Here is a 22,007-nt window from a genome sequence, read left to right as displayed (position 1 = left end):
CGTGAGCGCCTCCCCGGTCACCTTCACCGCCGCCGGCAGCCCCGCCGGGCGGGGTGGCGGCGCGCCGCCGCAGCTCACCCACGCCTACCTGCAACTGCACGAGCCGCCCCGCAACGGCGGCACCGCCGCGCCGGGCCCGAAGCTGGGCCAGATCCCGTTCCAGTTCAACCCGAAGGAGCTGGCGCTGACGAAGACCGCCAAGTGGAAGCGGGACGCGCAGCGCAACGCGAAGAAGAGCGGCGTGCCGGAGTTCACCGGCTCGGATCCGGCCAAGCTGACCCTGGAGATGTTCTTCGACGCCACCGCCACCATGGACAGCTCGGTGGTGAAGCGGGTGGAGGAGCTGTTCGCCTGCTGCGTGCCGACCGATGCGAGCCGGCAGCAGAAGAAGGGCTCCCCGCCATGGGTGGTGTTCCACTGGGGCGGAATGGTCGGCTTCCCGGCGTTCGTGGCCAGCGTCAACGCGAAGTACACCCTGTTCACCCCGGGCGGCACGCCGGTGCGGGCGCTGTGCACGGTCGCCCTGGAGGAGATCTCCGGGGAGCAGCCCGGCCAGAACCCGACCTCGGGTGCGCTCGCGGCCCGGGACGTCCACGTGGTGGTCGCCGGGGACACCCTGCACTCGGTGGCCCACCACGCGTACGGGCGGGCGGGGCTGTGGCGGCAGATCGCCGAGGCCAACGACATCGACGACCCGATGCGCCTGCGGCCCGGCACCGTCCTGCTGGTGCCCGCCCTCGAGGAGCTGACGGACGGTGCCCGTGGCGAATGAGCAGTTCGCCAACGCGCTCCTCGTCGAGGTGGGCGGCAGCCCGCTGCCCGCGGAGATCGCCGCGCTGCTGACGTACGCGGCGGTCGACGACAGCCGCAACCTGCCCGACCGGTTCGTGCTGCGGTACCGGGACCCGGGCCGGACGGTGCTGGCCAAGGGCGGCTTCACCATCGGCGCCCCGGTGAAGTTGACCGTGCAGACCTCCGACCCGGGCGGCCCCGCGCCGCTGCTCACCGGCGAGGTCACCGCCGTGGAGTGCGAGCTGGACGCCACCGGCACGTTCACCGAGGTCCGCGGCCTGGACCTGGCCCACCGGCTGCTGCGCGGCCGGCGGGTGGCCGCGTACCCGGGGATGAGCGTGCCGGACATCGTGCGGAAGGTGGCGCAGCGGGCCGGGCTGAAGGCGGGCCGGATCGACCCGGTGACCGGCATCGGCGGCGAGCCGGAGGGGCAGCTCAGCCAGGACAATGTCAGCGACTGGGCGTTCCTGCACCGGCTCGCGGCACTGGTCGGCGCGCAGGTGATGGTGCTCGACGGCGCGCTGCACCTGCGGATGCCGGAGCCGCCGGCGGGCGCGCCCGACCCGTCCGCGCGGGCCACCCAGGACCCGCTGGTGCTGGAGGTCAACCGGAACCTGATCGCGCTGCGCGCCGGGGTGACCGCCACCGCGCAGGTGCCCGAGGTGGCCGCCCGGGGCTGGGACCCGGCGACGAAGCGGGCGGTCAGCGCGACCGCCACCCCGAAGGTGCCGGGCGCGGACGGCATCGGCGCCGACCCGGCCGAGCTGGGAAAAAAGGTGGGCAGCCCGCCGTACCTGGTCGCCGACCCCACCCTGGGCTCGGACGCGGCGGTACGGGCGGTGGCCGGGGCCCTCGCCGGCGACCTCGGCGGCGGCTGCGCGGAGATCGAGGGGGTGGCGAAGGGCAACGCCCGGCTGCGGGCGGGCGCGGCGGTGGCGCTGGCGAACATCGGCGAGCCGTTCCAGGGAAAGTACGTGCTGACCAGCACCCGGCACGTGTTCAGTGAGCAGGCCGGCTACACCACGGCGTTCACCGTCTCCGGCCGCTCCGACCGCTCCCTGTACGGGCTGACCGCCGGCGCGGCGGCGGCCGACCGGGCCGGCGACGGCCTGGTCCCGGCGGTGGTCAGCGACGTGAAGGACCCGAAGAAGCTGGGCCGGGTCCGGCTCACCCTGCCGTGGCTGGACGAGAGGTACACCACCGGCTGGGCGCGGGTGGTGCAGCCCGGCGCGGGCGCTGGCCGGGGGGCGGTGCTGCTGCCGGAGGTCGGCGACGAGGTGCTGGTCGGGTTCACCGGCGGCAGCCTCGACGCCGCGTACGTCCTCGGCGGGCTGCACAACGGCACCGACGCGCCGCCGAAGCTGGACACCGATCTGGTGGACGGCAGCAGCGGCCGGATCGCGGCGCGGGCCCTGGTCTCCCGCACCGGCCACCGGCTGGAGCTGCTGGAGGCCGGCAGCGGGCCCGACGGGATCCTGCTGGCCACCGGGGACCGGAAGTTCACCCTGCGGCTCGACAGGACCGGCCGGCAGATCGAGATCGTCAGCGACGGCAAGGTGAGCGTCCGGGCCAAGGACGGGATCAGCTTCGACGCCGGCTCCGGCCCCCTGGAGCTGGCCGGGCAGAAGGTCACCGTCACCTCGAAGGGCGACGTCGGCATCGAGGGCCAGGGGCAGGTGCGGGTGAAGGGCACGGCCGGCGCGTCCGTGGAGGGCGCGACGGTGAAGGTCACCGGGCAGGGCGGCGCGGAGCTGACCGCCAGCGGCCCGGTCACCGTCCGCGGCGGCGTCGTCCGGATCAACTAACGGTACGTGAGTGAAGGGAGAGCGCCGTGCCACCAGCAGCTCGCGTCGGTGACCCCACCGCGCATCCGGGCATGGTCGGCGGCCCCGGGGCGCCCACCGTCCTCATCGGCGGGCAGCCCGCCGCCACCGTGGGCACGATGCACGCCTGTTCCTTCCCGGGCACCCCGCCGCATCCCCCGTCGCCGCTGCTGCCGCCCGGCTGCCCGACGGTGCTCATCGGCGGCCGGCCCGCCGCCCGCCTCGGCGACCTGACCGGCTGCGGGGCGCCGATCATCGCCGGCTGCCCGACCGTGCTGATCGGCGGGTGACTCCGATGGCCACGGATTTCGTCGGCGCCGGTTGGGCGTTCCCGCTGCGCACCGACCCCACCGGCGGGATCGCCCTGGTCCGGGGGGACCGGGAGGTGGTGGAGAGCATCCGGCTGATCCTCGGCACGGCACCGGGCGAGCGGCCGGGCCGCCCCGAGTTCGGGTGCGCGATCCACGAGCTGGCGTTCGCCCCGGCCGACCCGTCCACGGCCGGCCAGGTGGCGTACCAGGTGCGCCTGGCGCTGGAGCGGTGGGAGCCGCGCGTCGAGCTGGACGACGTGCTGGTCGACTTCGCCGACGCGGCCCGGGGCACCCTCTACATCGACATCCGGTACCGGCTGCGCCAGGACAACGACCCGCGCAACCTGGTCTTCCCGTTCTACGTCATCCCCGCGCACGACCCGGGAGCCGAGTGATGGCCCTGCCCGCCCCCCACCTCGACGACCGCCGCTTCCAGGACCTGGTGGACGACGCGAAGCGCCTGGTGCAGCGGCGCTGCCCGGAGTGGACCGACCACAACGTGTCCGACCCGGGGGTGACCCTGATCGAGACGTTCGCGTACATGGTGGACCAGCTGTTGTACCGGCTCAACCGGGTGCCGGACCGGCACTACGTGAAGTTCCTGGACCTGCTCGGCATCGCCCCGTTCCCGCCGGCGGTGGCGTCGACGGACGTGACGTTCTGGCTGTCCGCGCCCCGCGACGCCCCGGTCGTCGTCCCGGCCGGCACGCACGTGGCGACAGTGCGCGCGGAGAGCGCGGAGCCGGTGACCTTCGAGACGCTGCACGAGCTGGCCGTGCCGCCGTGCCGGCTGGCCCGGGTGCTGACCGTGCCGGCCGGGGGGCGGGCGACGGACCGGACCGGGGACCTGGGCGGCGCGGACCGGATCCCGGCGTTCGCGGACCCGCCGGTGGCCGGCGACGCGGTGCTGTTCGGCCTGGACGGGGCGGTGCCGGGCTGCGCCGTGCTGCTCACCATGGACTGGGTTGTCGCCGGGCGCGGGGTGGACCCGACGAACCCGCCGCTGGTGTGGGAGGCGTGGACCGAGGGCGGCTGGGAGGAGTGCCCGGTGGAGCGGGACACCACGGGCGCGCTGAACCGGGCCGGCGAGGTGGTGCTGCACGTCCCGGCGCGGCACGCGGCGTCGGTGGAGGCCCGCCACCGCGCCGGCTGGCTGCGCTGCCGGCTGCGCGAGCCTGTCGCCGGGCAGCCGTTCTTCCACGCCCCGCCCCGGCTGGGCCGGGCGGAGGCGGTCACCATCGGCGGCACGGTGAGCGCCTGCCACGCCGAGCTGATCGGCGGGGAGACCCTGGGCGCGTCCGAGGGGGTGCCGGGGCAGCGGTTCACGGTGCAGCGGGCGCCGATCGTGGCCGCAGACGGCGCGATCGGCATCGAGGTGGGCGCCGCCGAGGGCTGGCAGACCTGGCGCGAGGTGGCGAGCTTCGCCGACTCCGGGCCGGAGGACCGGCACGTGTGCGTCGACCGGTCCAGCGGGGAGATCGGCTTCGGCCCGGCCGTCCGGCAGGCCGACGGCACGGTACGCCGGTACGGGGCGGTGCCGCCGAAGGGCGCGGTGGTCCGGATCCCGGCCTACCGCACGGGCGGCGGGAGGCAGGGCAACGTGGCCGCCCGCGCGCTGAGTGTGCTGCGGGACCCGGTGCCGTTCGTGTCCACGGTGACCAACCGGGCGGCGGCCACCGGCGGCGTCGACGGCGAGTCGCTGGCCGAGACGTCGGTGCGGGGGCCGCTGAGCCTGCGTACCCGGGAACGGGCGGTCACCGCCGAGGACTACGAGCAGTTGGCCCGGGAGGCGGCGCCGGAGGTGCTGCGGGTGAAGTGCGTGCCGGCGGGCGACGGCTCGGCGGCGGTGCGGGTGCTGGTGGTGCCGGCGCTGGGCGAGCACGGCGACGCCGAGGACGACGCGGCCCGGTTCGCCGCGCTGCGGCCCCGCGACGAGGTCCTGGACCGGATCCGGGCCTTCCTCGACGCGCGCCGCTGCGTGGGCGCGCGGGTGCTGGTGGAGCCGCCGTTCTACCAGGGGGTGACGGTGGTCGCCCGGGTCCGCGCCCGGCCGCGGGTGAGCACGTCCGCCGCCGAGCTGCGCCGTCGGGCGCTGCGCGCCCTGTACGACTACCTCGACCCGGTGCGGGGCGGGCCCGACGGCGACGGGTGGCCCTTCGGCCGGCCGATCCAGTCGGGTGAGCTGCACGCCGTGTTGCAGCGGGTCGACGGGGTGGACCTGGTGGAGGAGGTCCGGTTGTTCGGGGCCGATCCGACGACCGGGGAACGTGGCGAGGCCGTGCAGCGCATCGAGCTGGACGTCAACGCCATCGCGTTCTCGTACGCCCACCAGGTGCGGGTCACCGGATGAGCGGGCGCGTCACCGAGGTCAGGAGGGGATGATGCGGGGTGCGGTGCCGGGGCTGGCGAGCCCTCACCCGATCGGGCAGGAGCTGCCCGCGGTGTACCTGGAGGACGATTTCGCGCAGCGGTTCACCGGCGGGCTGGACGAGGTGCTGGCGCCGGTCCTGCTGACACTCGACTGCCTGGACGCGTACTTCGACCTGGACCTGGCCCCGCCGGACTTCCTTGACTGGCTGGCCGGCTGGGTGGCCGCGCCGGTCGACGGGGACCGGGCGCTGGACGTGCGCCGGGAGGTGGTCCGGCACGCGGTGCAGGCGCACCGGTGGCGCGGGACGGCCCGGGGCGTCGAGCTGGCGGTGCGGGTGGCCACCGGGGCGCGGGTGGAGGTCACCGACAACGGCGGGGTGACCTGCTCGGCGACGCCGACCGGCGGGCCCCCGCCGGACGAGGTGCCGGAGGTGCGGGTCCGGGTCGCCGCAGCGGCCGACGAGGCGCTGGTGCGGCGGGTCGTCGCGTCCGCCGTGCCGGCCCACGTCCGGCTGACGCTGGAGATCGAGTCATGATCACCTGTGCGAGCTGCGGCGCCTCCAACCCCGACGGCAGGCAGTTCTGCGCCGCCTGCGGCGAGTACCTGTGGGACGAGGGCATCGCACGGCCCGCCGCCGGGCCCGCCGTCACCCGGGGCCGGCCGGAGACCGACCGGGCCACCGACGCGCCGACGAATCCCGCCGTCCCGGCCCCACCGGCCCCCGGCCCGTCCGCCGCCGGCAGCCCGTCCACCGCCAGCGGCCCGTCTCCCGTCGTGCGGCCGTTCGGCCCGGCCGAGCCCGCCCCGGGTGGGAACGGGCCGGGCAGGGACAAGCCGGGCGGAGACAAGCCGGGCAGGGACGAGCCGGGCGGGGATGAACCGGTGCGTGCGCGCGACGGCACGCCCCAGGCACTGCAGCCCGGGTTGCCGAGCACCACCCGGGAGGCGCCGAGACCGGTCGACCCGGTCGACCCGGCACCCCGGCCGCCGGAGCCGATCTGCCCCCACTGCGGCCGGATCAACCCGCCCGGCCGCCGGATCTGCCGGTTCTGCGGGGAACCGCTGACCGCCCCGGTCGCGCCGGAGCCGGAGCGCGCCACCTGGTGGGAACGGCTGCGGGGCCGGTGCAGCCGGCTGTGGAACCGGTTGCGCCGCCGGGGGCCCCGCCGCTCCGCCCCGAAGGACCGCCGGGCCGCCGGGGCGGCCCGCCGGCTGCTGCTGCTCGTGCTCGGGCTCTGCCTCGTCGGCGTGCTGGCGGTGGCCGGGCCGCCCCTGGTGCGGCGGGCCGTGGAGGCGGTGCGCGACCGCACCGAGGACCCGACGTCGCTCGTCCCGGCGGCGATGAGCGCGTCGTCGGAGCGGGTCGGCGCTGGCGCCGCCCGGCTCACCGACGGGGCGAACAACCGCTACTGGGCGCCGGTCGGCACGCCCGCCGACGCCTGGGTGGAGGGCCGGTTCACCGAGCCGGTGCGGCTGCTCACCGTCATCATCACCCCGGGCGTCGGCCCCCGGCGGCAGGCGTTCCTCGAAGCCGGTCGGCCGCGCGGGCTCACCGTGGTCACCGTCGACGCCGGCGGGAAGCAGAAGAAGACCGACATCGAGCTGCGCGACGAACCCGGGGAGCAGCACTTCCCCGTCGAGGCGTCGAACGTGGTGCGGATCAGGCTGGTGGTCCGCTCGACGTACGGGCCCGGCTTGGATCCGGCCGTGGCGATCGGGGAGGCGGAGTTCTTTGGGCGACGTTGACCGTGGGCCCCGGTGGCGCGGTCTCGGCGGGTGCCGGGTCGAGGCCGAGGGAGACGAGCACGTCGGCGTACCGGCGGCGGGCGTGCTCGGCCGCGGCGGCGTTGCCGGCCCGGTCGTGCGCCGCGATCAGCAGCCGCCAGCCGGCGTCGTGACACGGATCGATCTCGACGCATCGGGCCGCCGTCGCGACCGCCCCCTCGGCGCCGGCGCGCAGGGCGGCCTCGGCGAGTTGCGCCGCCGCGTCCGCGGCCTGCCTGCGCAGCGTCTCCCGCTCGGCCACCACCCACTCCGCCGGGCCGTCCTCCGGCAGCAGCTCTCCGGTGTACGCGGCCACGGCCACCCGCAGGTCGTCGAGCGCGCGCGGGTCCCCGGTCGCCCCGGGGCGGGATGCCCGCTCCAGCGCGAGCCGGAACTCGGTGACGTCGCACGAGCTTCCCGGGGGCAGCGCCAGCAGGTACGCGTCGCCGTCGCGGTGCAGCAGGCTCCACCCGTCGCCGGCGGGCAGGTGGGTGTCGAGGAACCGGCGCAGGCTGGACAGGGCGACGTGCAGGGTGCGGGTGGCGGTGACCGGATCGGTGTCCGGCCACAGCGCGTCCAGGAGCCGGTCGCGGTGCACGGCCCGGCCGGCGTGCATGGCGAGGATCCGGGCCACGGCCCGGGCCCGGGGGCGCAGCGGCGACCAGTTCAGCGGCTCGCCGTCGAGGCAGATCCGGAAGCCGCCGAAGCACCGTACGGTCAGCGGGGCGATGTCCGGCGCGGTGCCGCGCTCGGGGGTGACCCAGGCCGTCACCACCGCCCGGGGCAGCCCGGCGTGCTCGGCGGCGGTGTGGACGGCGGACAGGCCCACCGCGCGGCCGGGCCCGGCGGGCACGCCAGCGGCGAGGGCGAGCACCCGCGCCCCCGGCACCCCGGCGGCCCGGGCGGTGCTCTCCGCGCGGCGCACCTCGACCTCGGCGTCGGGCAGCCGGGCGCGCACGGCTGCGAGCGCGAGCAGGGACTGCGCCCAGGCTGCGAGCACCCCGCTGTCCACGTCCCGGGCCCGGTCGAGCAACCGGCCGGCCTCCTCCGCGTCCGGCCCGCCGTGCAGGGAGCGGGCCAGCGCGGCGCAGCCGGCCGCGAGCAGGGCGCCCCACCGGTCCTCGAGCCGGTCGCACTCCTCGACGACGGAGGCGGCCTCCTTGAGGTCGGCCTCCGCCCCGGACAGCGCGGGCACCGCCCGGGCGAGGCGGGCCAGCCAGGGCAGTCCGGACCGGTCGGCGTCCAGGCCGACGGCGACGACCGCGACGGGTGCCTGCGGGTCCCCGCCGGCCAGCGCGACGGCGGCGCGCAGCAGCCGGCAGGCCAGCCCGACCAGCCCGACGTCGGACGGCACCCACCGGTCCAGCACGCGCGCCGCCTCTCCGGCGTGCCCGGCCAGCAGCAACGCGCCCGCCCGCACCAGCGGGTCGGCCGCCCCGGTCAGCCGTTCCGCCTCGCCGACGACCACCATCGGGTGCCGCCGGGTGGCCGTGCGCAGCCAGCCGGACCAGTGTCCGCGCCAGTGCGGGCCGTCGGGCAGCCAGGTCGTCACGTCGGCTCGCAGGGACCGGCATTGTGACCGGGCCGGCTCGCCGCCGAACATCTCCTCGGCCCGGCGCAGCAGCGGCACCGCCGCCGCCAACTGGCCCTCGTTGATCCGGTGCCGGGCGTCGGCGAGCACCAGCCACGGGTCCTCGGCGATGAACCAGGCGGGCAGCACGTCCGACCACGGGTCGAGGCCCCGCACGGCGACGTCGCCGCCGGCGGTGTCGAGCAGCCGGTGCACCTCGGGCCACTGCTGGGCGCGGGCGAAGCACCGGGCCGCCTCCAGCGCGGCCCTCTCCGCGGCGAGCAGCCGCCCCGCGTGGGCGTGCCAGGCCCGCGCCTCGCGCTCCCCCAACTCCTCGGCGAGGGCGGCGATCAGGTGGGCGCGCAGCACCTCGTGGTACGCGAAGGTCCGGCCGCCGTCGTGGGAGACGGTGAACGCCTGCCGGCGCTCCAGTTCCTCCAGCGCGGCCTGCCCGTCGCCGCCGCCGAGCAGCCGGTCGCACCGCTGTGCAGTGAGCACCTCGAACACGCAGGTGCGGACGAGGAACCGGCGCAGGTCGGGGGCGAGCTCCGCCAGCACCGTACGGGCGAGGTAGTCCCGGGACAGCGCCGAGCGCACGCCCAGCGAGGCCACCGCGCGGCGCCGGTCGGCCAGCGGCTGGCTGCGGGTGGACAGGTAGTAGAGCTTCAGGCCAGCCGCCCAGCCGCCGAGCCGCCGGGCCAGGGCCGCCACGTCGTCGGCCGGCAGCGGCTCCCGATAGACGTCGCGCAACAGCCGCTCCACCTCCCAGGTGCGGAACCGTAGCTGTTCGGCGTCGACGACGACGCTGTCGGAGAACTCGTGCCGGGTCAGGATGAGCGGCGGCATGCGGCGGGTGCCGACCAGCACCCGAACGCCCTCGCGGGCCAGGGCGAGGGCCCGGTCCAGCAGCACGGACTCCCCGGGCGTTCCCTCGACCAGGTGCAGGTCGTCGACGACGAGCAGGCCGGCATCGACGTCGGGCAGTGTCGCCTCCACGCGCTCCAGCGCCCGCGCCGGTTCCGCGTCGGACGGCACGACGCGCAGCCAGCCCACCGGGCCGCGACCGGTGGCCGCGTACTGGGCGAGCAGAGTGGTCTTGCCGGACCCGGCGGGGGCGACCACCAGGCCGAGGGAGCGGGGCCGGACGTCCAGCGCGGCGATGAGCCTCGACCGGGTGAGGCTCAGCGAAGGGCTGCGGGCGGGTTCCGCCGGCATCGCGCACACCTCCCCGAGGTAGACGGCCGTCGAGCCGGCCCGGGACGAGCGATGCCACTGATGGTAGTCATCGATACGCCCTGGTAGCTGCCCCCGATCGGACACCTCGGTCGGATTTCGGCAGGGCGCCGCCCCCTCACACCGAACGGTCGCATCGTGCCCGGCGGGCGCTGCGCCTAGGCCGACGCGCACTCCGGCGACCAGGGCCGGGTCAGCCGTCCCGGACCGTCCGCAGCGCCTCGTACAGCGCGCCGGCGACCATGGCGGGCACGTCCTCGGCCCGGGCGCTGTCGATGTACACGACCCGGTACCCCTCGGCCGTGTACAGCGTCCCGCCGCCCTCGACCAGCCGGCGCTGGTTCTCCCCGGACATGGCCTGACCCGGGTTGGCGACCAGCCAGCGCAGCGCCGGGTCCACCCGGAAGGCGTCCCGGACGCCGGGGAGCAGGGCCAGGTAGGAGTCGCCGCCCTTCGGCTCCGGCGCGGAGAACGGGTAGATGGTGACGATGCTCTTGCCGCCGGCCGCCCGCACCAGCGGGGAGTCGGTGACGAGCCGGGCGTACTCGGCCCGGGACAGCACCGTCTTCAGCATGGTGAGCGCGAACCCGGCCTGCCGGGTGGACGGGTAGCTCTTGACCGTCTCGTCGTCGGGGATCAGCCGGCCGAAGGGCTGCCGGGCTCCGGTCAGCGGCATCGTGTCGAGGCTCTCGTCGTTGCCCATCAGCGGATCCAGCAGGTACTCCTCGCCGACGACGGCACGGGGCAGGGCCGGCCGGATGTCGGGGTGGCCGTTGTCCCGGGCCCAGGCGAGGAACGCGGCCATCTCGATCCGCATCGCGACCCTGGCCCTGGCTGCGGCCGCCTCGTCGTCGTACGCCATGGTGTTGGTCGGGGTGAAGCGGAACGCGCTGCGGTAGCCGGCGAGCCGGTCGATCAGGGCGCCGGCGGCACCCGGCGACGCGCCGGACCCGGCGGTCGGCAGGGGCGCGTCCCCGACGGGCCGCGCGGCGTCGTCGCCGCATCCGACGAGCATCCCGGCCAGACCGGCACCTGCCAGCCGGAGGGCGTGACGCCGGCTCAGCGCCCGGCCGGCGGGACGCCCGGTCACCGGTCACCGCCGAACTGCCGCCGGATCAGCGCGGCGTACGCGGCCTCGGCGAGCACGGCGGCCCGGCGGCGGGACACTCCCGCGCCCGGTGCGCTGGCCAGGATCGCGTCGCGGACCGTCTCGGCCTGCTCGACGAGTTCGCGGGGGATCACGACGTCGGTGCGCCGCCGGGGGCGTCGCCACCGGTCGGACAGCCGCCGCCAGCCCCGTTCGGCGGCCGGGACGACGAGTGAGGTGAGTGCCGCCGCCAGCACCGGGTAGACGACCGTGACCAGCAGCGGCGCGTCCAGGCCGAGGCCGATCGCCGCGCCCCGCCGACGCCCCCTCCGGCCGGGCCCGGCAGCGAGGTCACCGGCGAGCCAGGCTGCGGACACCTCGGGCAGCAGGCCGGCCTCCTCCGGCGCGGCGGCCTCGATCACCTCCCGGGCGAGATCGCTGAGGTGCAGCAGGCCCGACTCGGACCGGGCCGTCGAATCCACCATGGCGCGTCACCGATCGTTTCGTCCGCTGTGGAGCGGGAAGCCGGCGGAGGTACCTGGAACCTGTGTAGCAGACCAGTCACAGCCCGCTTTCGGGGATCGGCCGAGCGGCCGGGCCGGGTGGCCGTCCGTACGCATCCGGATGCCCTCAGGAGTCGAGGGCGTTCACGATCAGCCGGGCCGCCACGACCGCGAGGTCGTCGAGCAGGCCCTGCTCCTTCTGCTCCAACTGGTCCCGGAAGGGCCGCCCGTACGCGATCTCCGCCACCGCCACGTTGTGGCCGATCCCCACCACGACCATCGCCCCGCCGGTCACCGCGGGAAGACCGCCGACGGACGAGGACTCGGTGATCCTGGTCCGGCAGGCGTCGTACGGCAGGTCCGGCGCCGGCATGGCGACGGCCCACCGGCGGGACACCCCGTCGTCGGCGAGCGGGGCCGGCACCGACCAGCGGGGGCAGGCCGCCACGGTGTCCCTGGCCTCGGCGACGACCTGCTCCCCCGCGTCGGCCGACGGGTACGACGTCAGCCGCAGGTTCAGCGTGGCGCCCAGCGGTGGCAGGACGCCGGCCGGCACCTCCAGCCTGACCTCGCGGACGGTCGCCGCTTCGCGCCGCTCCTCGGCCTGCCGGACGGCGGCGAACCGGTCCGCACACGAACTCGGCCGTACGGTCGCCGGGTCGTCCGCGCCGGTCCACGCCACCGTGCGGGTCGGCGGCCAGGCCGACGGCAGGCCGCGTCGCGCCTCGGCCAGCACGGCGTCCGCCCCCTGCCGGGTGAGCGGCCGGCCGGGGGCGGTGCCAGCGGGACGGCCCCGGGCGCCGTCCGCCGCGGCGGGTTTTACGCGCGCCGCCAGGAGCCGGGCCAGGTCGCCCTGCCGGCCGGTGACCGGCATGCTCCAGCCGAGCGCCACGACGCAGGTCACCGCGACGGCTCCGGCGAGGGTCGCCACGGGTACCGGCCAGGCCCGGCGAGGCACCGGCGGGCGTCCGACCCGCTCCCGCCGCGCCGCCACGACGTCCCGGACCAGCACCGCGGCCGGGGCCGAGAAGAGCACCAGGGCCGTCAGCAGCCACCACGGCCGCTGCACGAAGGCGAGCGGGTGGGCCGGGGCGCGGCCGGCGAGCACCTCCCCGGCGTACCGGACGACGCCGCTCACGGCCGTGACGCCCGCGCCGGCCAGCCAGGCGACGGCCACCCCGCCGTCTGGGCCGCGCGCGCCGAGCGACAGCAGGATCGCCAGCGCCACCGCCCACCCCGCCGCCGCGCACGCCCACCAGCCGGTGGACAGCAGGAAGAACGCGGCGTCGTCGCCGACGACGCGGTCGGCGAGCGGCGCGGCGGCGGCCGTGCCGACGAGTCCCGCCACGATCCCGGCGACCGCCGCCAGCAGGGCGAGCCGCCACACCGACCACCGGCCCTCTCGGCCGCTCCCCCCGCCCGGCACCACCCCGCCCGGCACCTGCCCACCCGGGATCTCCCCGGCCGGCGGGGCGGTGGGCGGGCGGGTCGGGGCCGTGGACCTCGCGACGACCGGCAGGACGCAGGCCGCCACCAGCGCCACGGCCGCCCAGCTCTGGAAGCGTCCCGGCGTGCTCCACAGGACCCGGTCGATGGCCACGCTGCGCCACGCCCAGTGCCCGTACAGCAGCAGCGTGGCGGTGAGCGCGACCGAGGTCAGCAGCACCGCCGCGCCGAGCACCGACAGGAGCGCCGCCACGACGCGGCGGGCACCGCTGGGCAGAGCCGCCACCGCGTCGGCCAGCCCGGCGGCGAGCGCGGCGACGCCGACGAGCGCCGGTACCAGCCAGGCGAGCGCGGCCGGCCCGAAACCGGCCGTGAACGTGGCGTAGATCGACGCGGTCGTCCCGACGCTGGGCAGGGCGCACCCGGCCGCCAGACCGACGGCGGCGCCGAGCACCCGGGCCCACCAGCGGCGTCGGGTGGACGCGGGATGGCGGATCCAGATCGACACGGTCGCCGCCGCCCAGACGAGCGCGGCGACCGCCACGGCGAGGTCCTCCTTGTCCACGCCGAGCGGGAGGGTCGCGTCCGGGGTGTGCAGCAGCACGCGGCGGGCGCTCTGCAGGGCGGACATCACCGCCAGCCCGACGACGGCCGCGACGGCGAAGCCGCCCTCCCACCGGTCGTCACGCTCCAGCGCCGCGACCCGGCCGGACGGGTCCGGATGGGTCGCGAACAGCCGACCCGGCCTCCACCGCGCCGGACGGCCGGCGATTTCCCCGTCGTCGTCGGCGGCGGCGACCAGCGCGTCCCGCAGGTCCCCCCGGTCGACGGCGAACCGGTCGGCGGCGTGCTCGCGGCGGCGCAGCACGGCGGCGCGCAGGATCAGCATCGCGGTCGCCGCCCCGGCCGCGATCGACAGCGAGACGGCGTAGGGGCCGGTCACGGCGGCCGGCGCGACCAGCACCGGGGCCATGGCCGACAGGAGCGCCGGCACGACGAGCCACCCCGCCCACCACGTCGCCGACGCCCACGACACCTCCCTGGCCCGGACGTGGGCCAGCTCGTGCAGCACCACCAGGTCGAGGACGTCCCGGCGTCCGTACGCGTGGGCGACGGGCACCACGACGACGGCCCGGCCGTACGGGACGGCGGTCGTGTACGCCTGAGCGTCGGCTGCCCCGACCGGCGCGACGACCACCCTCGGGCGGCCCCGGCCACGCAGCCCCAACTCGTCGCACCAGAATTCGAACCGCTGCCCGATCCGCGCCACCGCGTCCCCGTCGGGGGGTCGGCGCCGCCCCCGGCGGGACAGCCCCAGCCGCACCGACAGGCCGTCGAGGAACACGACCAGCCCCGCCAGCACCAGCATCGCCGTCCCACCGGCGAGCTGCGCCGCCTGGCGGGTGGCCTCGAACCCGGTGGCGCAGCGGTCGTACTCGGCACCGCGGCCCACCAGGCGGGCGACCTGCCCGCCGTCGGTCGGCAGGTCGTGCAGGGCGGCGCACGCCTGCACCTCACCCCAGTGCCCGAGGTTGTGGACGACGAACACCACGTCGCCGGCGCCCACCCCCACGGCCACGAGGGCGAGCAGCACCAGCAGGTGCAGCCAGCGCAGACCGCGCTCGGCCCCGGCGGCGGAAGAGGGCTGTCCCACCACGCCTCACCATCCGCTCCACGGTCGACGGTGGTCAGCTGAGCGTAGGTGGACGAGGAGGAGATAGCTGTCGGGTCCGCGATCGCCGGCGCTGGAGGTGGGGCCCGGCGCGGCGGCGCGGGTGGACCTCAGTCCTCGGCGCGCCAGCGGTAGAACTCCTTGGCCACCGCGTCCTCCGGGCCGCGCCAGGTCTCCGGGTTGTACGGGGTGATGAACGTGTTCAGGTCCTCCATGATCTTGGCGAAGGCCGGCTTGGCGTGGCTCTCCCGCATGGCCTGGGCGAACGCCGCGTCGGTGCGCTCCAGCAGGTGCAGGTAGACGTCGTCGATGGAGTACAGCCAGCGCCCGGTGACGCCCAGCTCGACCGGCAGCGACCCCTCGTCGGACTCGGCGAACACGCGGGCGACGTTGGGCTCCGCCCCGGGCTTGATCCGGGCGACGATGACGGTCATGTTCCCGTCGTCCGACTCCGACGCGGGCACCGAGCCCTCGGCCGGGGCCCAGCTGTAGAACTCCTTGGCGACGGAGTCGGACGGGTTCTGCCAGTTCTTCGGATACGGCGTGACGTACGGGGCGATGGCCTCGGCGATCTGCTGGAACGCGGGCAGTCCCCGGGCCTTGCCCAGCGACGCCTTCGGGTCCACGTTGCGCTCGATCACGTGGATGTACAGGTCGTCCAGCGACAGCAGGGTCCGGCCGATCACGCCGAGATCCTGCGGTCGGGTCGTCTTGTCGTAGTAGCCGAAGACGTCGCCGACGATGCCCTCACTGCCGGGGACGATGTGGCAGACGATCACGGACCGGTAGATCATGGCTGCTCCTCAGGTGGGTGGTCGTGAACCGGGCGAGCCCGGCCGGACGAACATGATTCGGGCGGGTAGGGCCACCGGGCGGGTCAGGCGGCGAACCGGACCGGCAGCTCCAGCAGGCCGCGGAACGGCGACGCCGCCGGCAGTCGGCGCAGCTCGGCGACCGGCACCCCGAGCCGCAGCCCGGGTAGCCGGCGCAGCAGCGCCCCCATGCCGATCTGCGCCTCCATCCGGGCCAGCGAGACGCCCAGGCAGTAGTGCACGCCGTAGCCGAACCCGATGTGCGGGGCGCGCTCGCGGCGGACGTCCAGCCGGTCCGGGTCGGCGAAGTGCTCCGGGTCGTGGTTCGCCGAGTTGATCGCCACGCCGACGACCGACCCGCGCGGGATGCACACGCCCTGGTACTCGATGTCCTCGGTGGCGACCCTGGGGCTGGCCACCGGCAGCGGGCCGTCGAACCGCAGCAGTTCCTCGATCGCCGACGGCAGCAGCTCCGGCCTGGCCCGCAGCAGTTCGAGCTGGTCGGGGTGGGTGAGCAGGGCCACCGTCGCGTTGCCGATGAAGTCCGCGGTGGTCTGGTGCCCGGCGAACAACAGCAGGAAGGTGGTGGTCACCAGTTCCTGCTCGGACAGCTCCCCGTCGCGGTCGCAGGCGTCGACCAGCGCGCCGATCATGTCGTCGGCGGGGTGCGCGCGCTTGTCCTGCACCAGGTCGGTGAGGTAGTGGTACAGGCGTAGCTGGGCCTCCTGCACGGCGGCCCGGTCCTTCTCGGGGCTGCGGTTGGCGGACCCGGACGTCCTGATCACCTGCGTCCAGTCGAGGACCCGCTCGTGGTCGGACTCCGGGATCCCGAGCAGGTCACTGATCACCAGCATCGGCAGCGGGATGGCGAAGTCCCGCATCAGGTCGCACCCGCCCTGCGGGACGATCCGGTCGAGCAGCGTGTCCACGAACTCCGCCACGCGGGGGCGCAGCGCCTCGATCCGGCGCGGCGCGAACGCCTGCGACACGATCCGGCGCAGCCTGGTGTGCTCCGGCGGATCCGAGTTGAGCATGTTCTTGTTCAACCCCTCCGAGTTCGGCCCGAAGATCCGCAGGTAGTGCTGGCCGGGCCCGTAGAGGTCCTTGGACAACCTCGGGTCGGTCAGCGCCTTCCGGGCGTCGTCGAACGTGCTGATCAGGTACGAGTCGAACCGCGGCGAGCTGACCGGGCAGACGGGCCGGTCCGCCCGCAACCGGGCGTAGCTGGGGTACGGGTCGGCGGCGAACTCGTCGGTGTAGAGCTCCGACGCGGGGACGGGCTGCTCGGTCATCGCGACTCCTCGGGCTCGTTCCGCAGGACGTGCAGGACCTGGTACGTGTGCCGCTGCGCCGACTCGCGAAGCTCACGGACCACGCGCAGCAGCCGGTCCCGTTGCTCGCTGCGGCCGAACGCGTCCAACCGCTCCCGGTCCGCCCAGTCGCTGATGATCAGATAGCTGCGCGGGTCCTCGGCGTCGCGGACCAGGTCCTGACGCAGGCACCCGTCGAGCATGCGGATCTGCTCGGCGGCCGAGAGCCACTCGGCCTCGAACCGCTGCTCGCAGCCTTCCCTGGTGCGCATCGCGAGCACCGTGCGTACGCCCGTCATCCCGTGCCTCCGGGCACCCGCCGCAAACCGATCATGAGGTCTCCTTCGCCGGCCCTGTGCGAATGGAGTCTGCGGGGCCGGGCGTCACCCCAGCGTCACGGTGCGCCGGGAACTGTGGGCCACCGGTGACAGCCCGTTGACGCCCGGCCGCCGCACGCCCCGGCCGACGGCTCGCGAATCAGTGACCGGCGCAGCGGCGCGCGGGACGTTCCCGCGCGCCGGGCCCGCCCCTCACCCGCGGCTGGGATAGCGGCAGGCGGACCCGGCCGCCTCGGCCTGCTGCCGCTGGTCGAGCGTCACCGGCACCGGCTCGCGCGGGCCATCCGGCCGAACCTGACTGGCCCGCACCAGACCGGTCGGGCTGTCCCCGCCGAGGCAGGCGGCAGCGACCAGGACGACCGGCCCACGGGAAGAGAGGCCCGGCAGCGCGTCGAGCCGGACGCTCGCCCCGACGGTAGGCTCCCGCACGTCGACCAGCCTGACCTGCCGCCAGGTGCGCTCGCCGGACGCCCCCGGATCTCCCACGGAGGTGGCGAAGCCCACGACGTACAGGTCCCTGCCGGTGGCCCGCAACGTCACGATCCCGGAGCGGCCCGCCCCGGTGACGACGGACAGTTCGAGGCTGGTCGAGGTCGGACGGCCGTTGCGACAGTCCGACGCCCGCAGGTCACGCGGTGGGTTGCCGTGCACGACCGCGGAGGAGACGACCCCGCCGCCGGCCACCTTGAACCAGCGCACGTCCGGCATGCCGCCGGTGTTGTCGTAGACCTTCTCACCGACACAGAAGCCGGTGAAGCCGACCGTGCAGTCCGGCGGGATGGTGGTCAGCACGGCTTCGTCCCGGCCCGCCCCGTCGCGCACGTGGGCGCCGCCCCCGTAGGTCACCGCGGTGAAGGCGGTCCCGTCCGGCACGGAGGGACAGCGCGCCGTGCCGGGTGCCGTCGGACCGCCGTCCGGCAGCTTGACCACCGTGCCGACGGCCACGACGGTGACGATCGCGGCGGCGACCGCGACGACGGGTACGACCCACCGCGGGCGCGGCGGCCGGGGCAACGCTCTCCGGGGCCGCCGCACACCGGACGGCGCAACCGCCGGCAGGTCGCGGCCCGCCGGGCCCACGCCGCCGCCCCGCTCCGAGTCGCCGCCCCCTTCCCCGGCGACCTGCCGAACGGGCTCCGCCGGGCGCATCCGCTCCGCCGTCTCGTGCCAGCGCCGCCGCCACTCGTCGGGGTCGCCCCCACACGCGCCGACGTAGGCCAGCAGTACCTCCAGGGTCGGCAGGCGGGCTCCGCCGGCCGCCTCCGACAGCGTCGTCGCGCCGTAGCCGGCGGATCTGGCGAGCTGACGGTAGGTGGGGTTGCCCGCCTCCGCGCGGAGCTTGCGCAACTCGTAGGCGAGGGCCTGCACCGGGCCGGCAGTCGGATCGACGGGTCTCTCCTGACGAGCCACTCAACTCCCCTTCACTCAGCACTTCGAGCAACTCCGACTCATCGTTACCCACGCCGTCCAGCCCAGCCACGCATTGTCCGGAGTTGATTGACCCAGGCCCTTGGGCGTCCCGATCAACCGGGCCGGCGACTAGCAATGGACACGGGACGTCATCGACGGTCCGCACCCGTTTTCGAGACGAAGGAGAAGACCATGAAGGCACGAATGGCCACCATGGCCGGCACAGCCCTCGGCACCCTGGGCCTGCTCGGCACGTTCGCCGCGCCCGCCGCCGCAGCGCCGCAGCGCAACTGCGCGGTCAACCTCGACAGCGGGGCGGTGACCTGCGCGAGCAGCGAGGACCGGGCGCTGCGCGCGGTCGGCGCCCAGGCCAGTCTGGTCATCGCCCGCACCTACACCGGGGCGAACTACACCGGTACGGTGCTGGCCTGGGTCCAGAACCAGGAGTGCACGCCGGCCTACGACGCCGAGTTGCAGTGGGACGACCTGCGCAGCACTGCGGCGGGCGACCTGAACAACAAGATCAGCTCGGTGCACACCTATCACCAGTGCGACGTGAAGCTCTTCGACGGCATCAACTTCACCGGGGCGTCGTCGACCTGGATCGACCAGGCGCCCGTGCTCGGCAACATCGGCGACGGGTGGGGCAACCGGGCGGGTTCGATCAAGTTCTCCTGACCGGCCGGCAGCCGGTCGGCGACCGCTGAATTCGCGCCACCACAGTTGGATCACCAAGCGGGCTCCCGGACGGATTCGTATCCGTCCGGGAGCCCGCCGTTGCCTGCCGTCCGTCAGGTCCAGTCGTCGGGGCGGAGCGGGGCGAGGGGGAACGCGTGGACGAGGCGGCCGGCGTCACCGAACGGTGTGTCGCCATCAGCCGGGCGGCCTTCGGGCGGGGCGACCTGGACGCGGCGGTCGCCGACCTGCACCGGCTCCCCGCCGGGCTGGCCGTCCGGGGCGTCCTGGCGGCCGACCTGCTGCCCGCGCTCCTGCGCTCCATGTCGCTGGCAGACCGGGACCGGATCCGGCAGATCGCCGCCCTGCTGGAGATCGCCGAACGAAACCCGCCCGACACGGCGGAGTGGCCACAGGTGCGCGCGGGCGCCCGCTCCGTGGCGCTGCTGCAGGCCGGCGTCGACGGGGAGGTGGCGGACGACCGGGCGATGCTCGCGGAACTGGGCTCCCTCCTCGACGAGGTCGGCGGTGACGACAACCCGGCGACCGCGCCGCTGATCGGCTCGGTCCGGAGCATGCTCACGTACCTGCAGGCTGTCGAGAGCGGCGACGAGGCCGCGCTGCGGCGCTTCCCGGACGAGGCGCGCCGGATCCGGGACCGGCTGGCCGGCAACCCCGCCATGTCGCACCTCGCGGACACCTTCGCCGGTCTCGTGGACGTCATCGGGGCAAACCATCGCAACGAGGACCTGCGGCCGTCCATCGACCGGCTCCGGCAGTCCGTCGAGCACCTGCCACCGGACGACCCGCTGCGGAGCGCCTTCGAGGAGATGGCGATCGTCGCCGGCCCGCTCGCCGGACTGTACGGCGACGGCCCGGACGCCCTCACCGACGAGCAACTCGCCGCCATGGCCAGCGTGACGCTGCGGCCGGGACTCGGCGCGGAGGGCCAAGCGTCGTACCACGGGGGCGTCGGCGGGGCGGCCGTCAACTCCGGCTGGGGGGCCGATCCGGCCCGCGTCGAGCAGGGCATCGAGCATCTCCGCACGGCGGTGGCCCTCGTCGGCCCCGACAGCCCCAAGCGCCCGCTCCATCTGTTGGGGCTCGCGGTCGCCCTGTACCACCACGGCGAACTCACCAGCTCCACCGGGGACGTCGAGGAGGCGGACGGGCTGCTCGAACAGGCACGAACGCTGGCCGGCGGGCCGGCGCACCCGATGTGGGGGGCCATCAACGAGATGCTGTCGCACACCCGGCGGCGGCGCGGGGCCGCGCCGGACCCGCACAGGGTGGCCCTGGAGGGGCTCCAGGAACACGCCTGGAAGGTGCTGCTCCAGTCCGACCTGCCGGCCGCGAACCGTGCCGCGCGGCGGGCGGCACGGGACGCGGTCGACGTCGCCCGGCAATGCCTCATCTTCAACGACCCGGCCGACGCCATCCGGGCCCTCGACGCCGGCCGGGGGCTCGCCCTCCACGCGGCCACCGAGGTCCGTAACATCCCCCGTCGCCTCGACGACGCCGGCCGGCCCGACCTCGCGGGCCGCTGGCGGGAAGCCGCGGCGACCGGCTCAGCGGAGAGCCTCCCGACCGGCCTGCGCCACGAGGTGCTGACCGTGCTCGCCGCCCCGGGTGGCGGCGGGGCACCGCTCGACGTGCCGGGGCTCGACGAGATCCGCGCCGCCCTGGCCGCCCTCGACGCCGACGCACTCGTCTACCTGGTGCCGGGGGACGGGCCGGTGCCGGGCTTCGCGGTCATCGCGCCGCAGCGGGGACCGGCCGGCTACATCCCCCTCGCCAACCTGCACGTCCGCGACGACCTCGACGTCGAGCGGTATCTCAGGGCCCTGGCCCGGCGGGACGCGGCCGTCGCGGACCCGGGCCGGGACCTGACCGCCCTCGACGACCCGACCGACTTCGCCGCCAGCCTCGACTCGATGTGCGACTGGGCCTGGCGGGCGGCGATCGGCCCACTGGTGGAGCGGTACCTGCCCACGCTCGCCCGTCCCGACGCCGGCCGGCCGCCACGGGTGGTCCTGGTGCCGATGGGGGAACTCGCCCGGTTCCCGTGGCAGGCGGCCCGCCGGTCGGACGGCACCTACGCGGTGCAACTGGTCGCGTTCTCGCAGGCCGCCTCCGCGCGCATGCTGTGCCACTCGGCCGCCCTCGCCCCCGTGCCGTCCGCACCGGTCGGCCTGGTGGTGGGGGACCCGGACACCGGCCGGGTGGCGCCGGACCTGGCCGCTGCCCGGGCCGAGGCGTACGCCATCCACCGGTCCTTCTACCCCGGCGGGAAGTACGTCGGCCGACGGGTGGACGGCTCGACGAGCAGATCCGGGCCCGGCGGCGTCGACGAGGTCCGGGACTGGCTGACCAGCACCAGCCCGGGCTCCGGCGCCATGCTGCACCTCGCCTGCCACGGCGTCATCAACACCGACCCGGAGTCCGCCACCTCCTACCTCCTGCTGGACGGCGGCGGGCGGTTGACCGCCGAGGAGCTGGTCGAGCTGACGGCACGGTCGCCGGACCGCGACATCGGCCTGGTCGTGCTCGCCGCCTGCCGCACCGGCCTGGCGATCAACGGGTACGACGAGGCGTACAGCCTGGGCACCGCGTTCCTCGCCGGCGGGGTCCGGTCGGTGCTCTCGACCCAGTGGGCGATCCCCGACCGGGCCACCTCGGTGCTGATGTACATGTTCCACCACCACGTGATGGCCGAGGGGCTACCCGCGTGGGAGGCGCTGCGGCGGGCGCAGATCTGGATGCTCGACCCCGAACGGTCGCTCCCGGACGGTATGCCGGCGCGGCTACGCCAGCAGTTGCACCACGAGGAGCTCGCCCATGTCGCCGCCTGGGCCGGCTTCGTCCACTGGGGATGGTGAGCCGCCGGCTG

The 22,007-nt window shown here is 75.6% G+C and carries 17 protein-coding genes; 9 read left to right on the top strand and 8 right to left on the bottom strand.

Annotation, left to right across the window (positions count from 1 at the left end; genetic code table 11):
* Position 1: 1 nt before the first annotated feature.
* The 7 genes from GVV04_RS28995 to GVV04_RS28965 are packed head-to-tail and all read left to right on the top strand — an operon-like array spanning position 2 to position 7,043.
* The gene (locus GVV04_RS28995; RefSeq protein ID WP_161692195.1) at positions 2-772 is read left to right on the top strand and encodes a CIS tube protein; all 771 of its coding nucleotides are present in this window, start codon (positions 2-4) and stop codon (positions 770-772) included.
* Positions 756-2,597 (top strand): VgrG-related protein, encoded by a 1,842-nt coding sequence (locus GVV04_RS28990; RefSeq protein WP_328822634.1) that lies wholly within the window; start codon positions 756-758, stop codon positions 2,595-2,597. Before GVV04_RS28995 ends, GVV04_RS28990 begins: the two co-directional genes overlap by 17 nt.
* 26 nt (positions 2,598-2,623) lie before the next feature.
* A complete protein-coding gene (locus tag GVV04_RS28985; RefSeq protein ID WP_161692194.1) occupies positions 2,624-2,905 on the top strand; it encodes a PAAR domain-containing protein in 282 nt (93 codons plus the stop codon).
* Positions 2,906-2,910: 5 nt separating this feature from the next.
* On the top strand, positions 2,911-3,321 hold the full coding sequence (locus tag GVV04_RS28980; protein WP_161692193.1) for a GPW/gp25 family protein: 411 nt from the start codon (positions 2,911-2,913) through the stop codon (positions 3,319-3,321).
* A complete protein-coding gene (locus GVV04_RS28975; RefSeq protein ID WP_161692192.1) occupies positions 3,321-5,276 on the top strand; it encodes a putative baseplate assembly protein in 1,956 nt (651 codons plus the stop codon). Before GVV04_RS28980 ends, GVV04_RS28975 begins: the two co-directional genes overlap by 1 nt.
* A 31-nt stretch (positions 5,277-5,307) precedes the next feature.
* On the top strand, positions 5,308-5,832 hold the full coding sequence (locus tag GVV04_RS28970) for a phage tail protein (protein WP_235967180.1): 525 nt from the start codon (positions 5,308-5,310) through the stop codon (positions 5,830-5,832).
* Positions 5,829-7,043, top strand: a complete 1,215-nt coding sequence (locus tag GVV04_RS28965) for an NADase-type glycan-binding domain-containing protein (protein ID WP_161692190.1) — start codon at positions 5,829-5,831, stop codon at positions 7,041-7,043. The genes GVV04_RS28970 and GVV04_RS28965 overlap by 4 nt, the downstream gene beginning before the upstream one ends.
* Here the strand turns inward: GVV04_RS28965 and GVV04_RS28960 are convergent.
* The 8 genes from GVV04_RS28960 to GVV04_RS32455 all read right to left on the bottom strand — a co-directional run bounded on the left by GVV04_RS28960 (position 6,958) and on the right by GVV04_RS32455 (position 18,442).
* Entirely contained in the window at positions 6,958-9,846 is a 2,889-nt protein-coding gene (locus GVV04_RS28960; protein WP_161692189.1) for a BTAD domain-containing putative transcriptional regulator, read from the bottom strand. The genes GVV04_RS28965 and GVV04_RS28960 overlap by 86 nt on opposite strands.
* 211 nt (positions 9,847-10,057) lie before the next feature.
* Positions 10,058-10,954 carry a hypothetical protein gene (locus GVV04_RS28955; RefSeq protein ID WP_161692188.1) on the bottom strand — a complete coding sequence of 299 codons (897 nt, stop codon included), beginning with the start codon at positions 10,952-10,954 and terminating at the stop codon, positions 10,058-10,060.
* Positions 10,951-11,436: a hypothetical protein gene (locus GVV04_RS28950; protein WP_161692187.1), complete on the bottom strand. Its 486-nt coding sequence runs from the start codon at positions 11,434-11,436 to the stop codon at positions 10,951-10,953. The genes GVV04_RS28955 and GVV04_RS28950 overlap by 4 nt, the downstream gene beginning before the upstream one ends.
* A gap of 145 nt (positions 11,437-11,581) precedes the next feature.
* Positions 11,582-14,554, bottom strand: coding sequence for a M48 family metalloprotease (locus tag GVV04_RS28945; protein WP_161692186.1), 2,973 nt, complete (start codon positions 14,552-14,554; stop codon positions 11,582-11,584).
* 128 nt (positions 14,555-14,682) lie between these two features.
* The gene (locus tag GVV04_RS28940) at positions 14,683-15,366 is read right to left on the bottom strand and encodes a TcmI family type II polyketide cyclase (protein WP_161692185.1); all 684 of its coding nucleotides are present in this window, start codon (positions 15,364-15,366) and stop codon (positions 14,683-14,685) included.
* A gap of 83 nt (positions 15,367-15,449) precedes the next feature.
* A complete protein-coding gene (locus GVV04_RS28935) occupies positions 15,450-16,676 on the bottom strand; it encodes a cytochrome P450 family protein (protein ID WP_161692184.1) in 1,227 nt (408 codons plus the stop codon).
* Complete coding sequence (locus GVV04_RS28930; protein ID WP_161692183.1) at positions 16,673-16,993, bottom strand: putative quinol monooxygenase; 321 nt, start codon at positions 16,991-16,993, stop codon at positions 16,673-16,675. Before GVV04_RS28930 ends, GVV04_RS28935 begins: the two co-directional genes overlap by 4 nt.
* Positions 16,994-17,224: 231 nt before the next feature.
* Entirely contained in the window at positions 17,225-18,442 is a 1,218-nt protein-coding gene (locus tag GVV04_RS32455) for a helix-turn-helix domain-containing protein (RefSeq protein ID WP_328822633.1), read from the bottom strand.
* A gap of 192 nt (positions 18,443-18,634) precedes the next feature.
* On the opposite strand from GVV04_RS32455, the gene GVV04_RS28920 reads away from it, so the two are divergent.
* Positions 18,635-19,120, top strand: a complete 486-nt coding sequence (locus GVV04_RS28920) for a peptidase inhibitor family I36 protein (protein WP_161692182.1) — start codon at positions 18,635-18,637, stop codon at positions 19,118-19,120.
* A gap of 155 nt (positions 19,121-19,275) precedes the next feature.
* Complete coding sequence (locus tag GVV04_RS34625) at positions 19,276-21,996, top strand: CHAT domain-containing protein (protein ID WP_161692181.1); 2,721 nt, start codon at positions 19,276-19,278, stop codon at positions 21,994-21,996.
* Positions 21,997-22,007: the final 11 nt, after the last annotated feature.

The sequence above is a fragment of the Micromonospora rubida genome (assembly GCF_009908295.1).
Lineage (GTDB): Bacteria > Actinomycetota > Actinomycetes > Mycobacteriales > Micromonosporaceae > Micromonospora > Micromonospora rubida.
This window is presented reverse-complemented; position numbering and strand designations above follow the sequence as displayed.

What these genes read in the sequence shown, in the direction of transcription:
- GVV04_RS28980 (WP_161692193.1), top strand. Translation starts at nt 2,911, where the DNA reads ATGGCCACGGATTTCGTCGGCGCCGGTTGGGCGTTCCCGCTGCGCACC.
- GVV04_RS28975 (WP_161692192.1), top strand. Translation starts at nt 3,321, where the DNA reads ATGGCCCTGCCCGCCCCCCACCTCGACGACCGCCGCTTCCAGGACCTG.
- GVV04_RS28970 (WP_235967180.1), top strand. Translation starts at nt 5,308, where the DNA reads ATGCGGGGTGCGGTGCCGGGGCTGGCGAGCCCTCACCCGATCGGGCAG.
- GVV04_RS28965 (WP_161692190.1), top strand. Translation starts at nt 5,829, where the DNA reads ATGATCACCTGTGCGAGCTGCGGCGCCTCCAACCCCGACGGCAGGCAG.
- GVV04_RS28960 (WP_161692189.1), bottom strand. Translation starts at nt 9,846, where the DNA reads ATGCCGGCGGAACCCGCCCGCAGCCCTTCGCTGAGCCTCACCCGGTCG.
- GVV04_RS28950 (WP_161692187.1), bottom strand. Translation starts at nt 11,436, where the DNA reads ATGGTGGATTCGACGGCCCGGTCCGAGTCGGGCCTGCTGCACCTCAGC.
- GVV04_RS28940 (WP_161692185.1), bottom strand. Translation starts at nt 15,366, where the DNA reads ATGATCTACCGGTCCGTGATCGTCTGCCACATCGTCCCCGGCAGTGAG.
- GVV04_RS28935 (WP_161692184.1), bottom strand. Translation starts at nt 16,676, where the DNA reads ATGACCGAGCAGCCCGTCCCCGCGTCGGAGCTCTACACCGACGAGTTC.
- GVV04_RS28930 (WP_161692183.1), bottom strand. Translation starts at nt 16,993, where the DNA reads ATGACGGGCGTACGCACGGTGCTCGCGATGCGCACCAGGGAAGGCTGC.
- GVV04_RS28920 (WP_161692182.1), top strand. Translation starts at nt 18,635, where the DNA reads ATGAAGGCACGAATGGCCACCATGGCCGGCACAGCCCTCGGCACCCTG.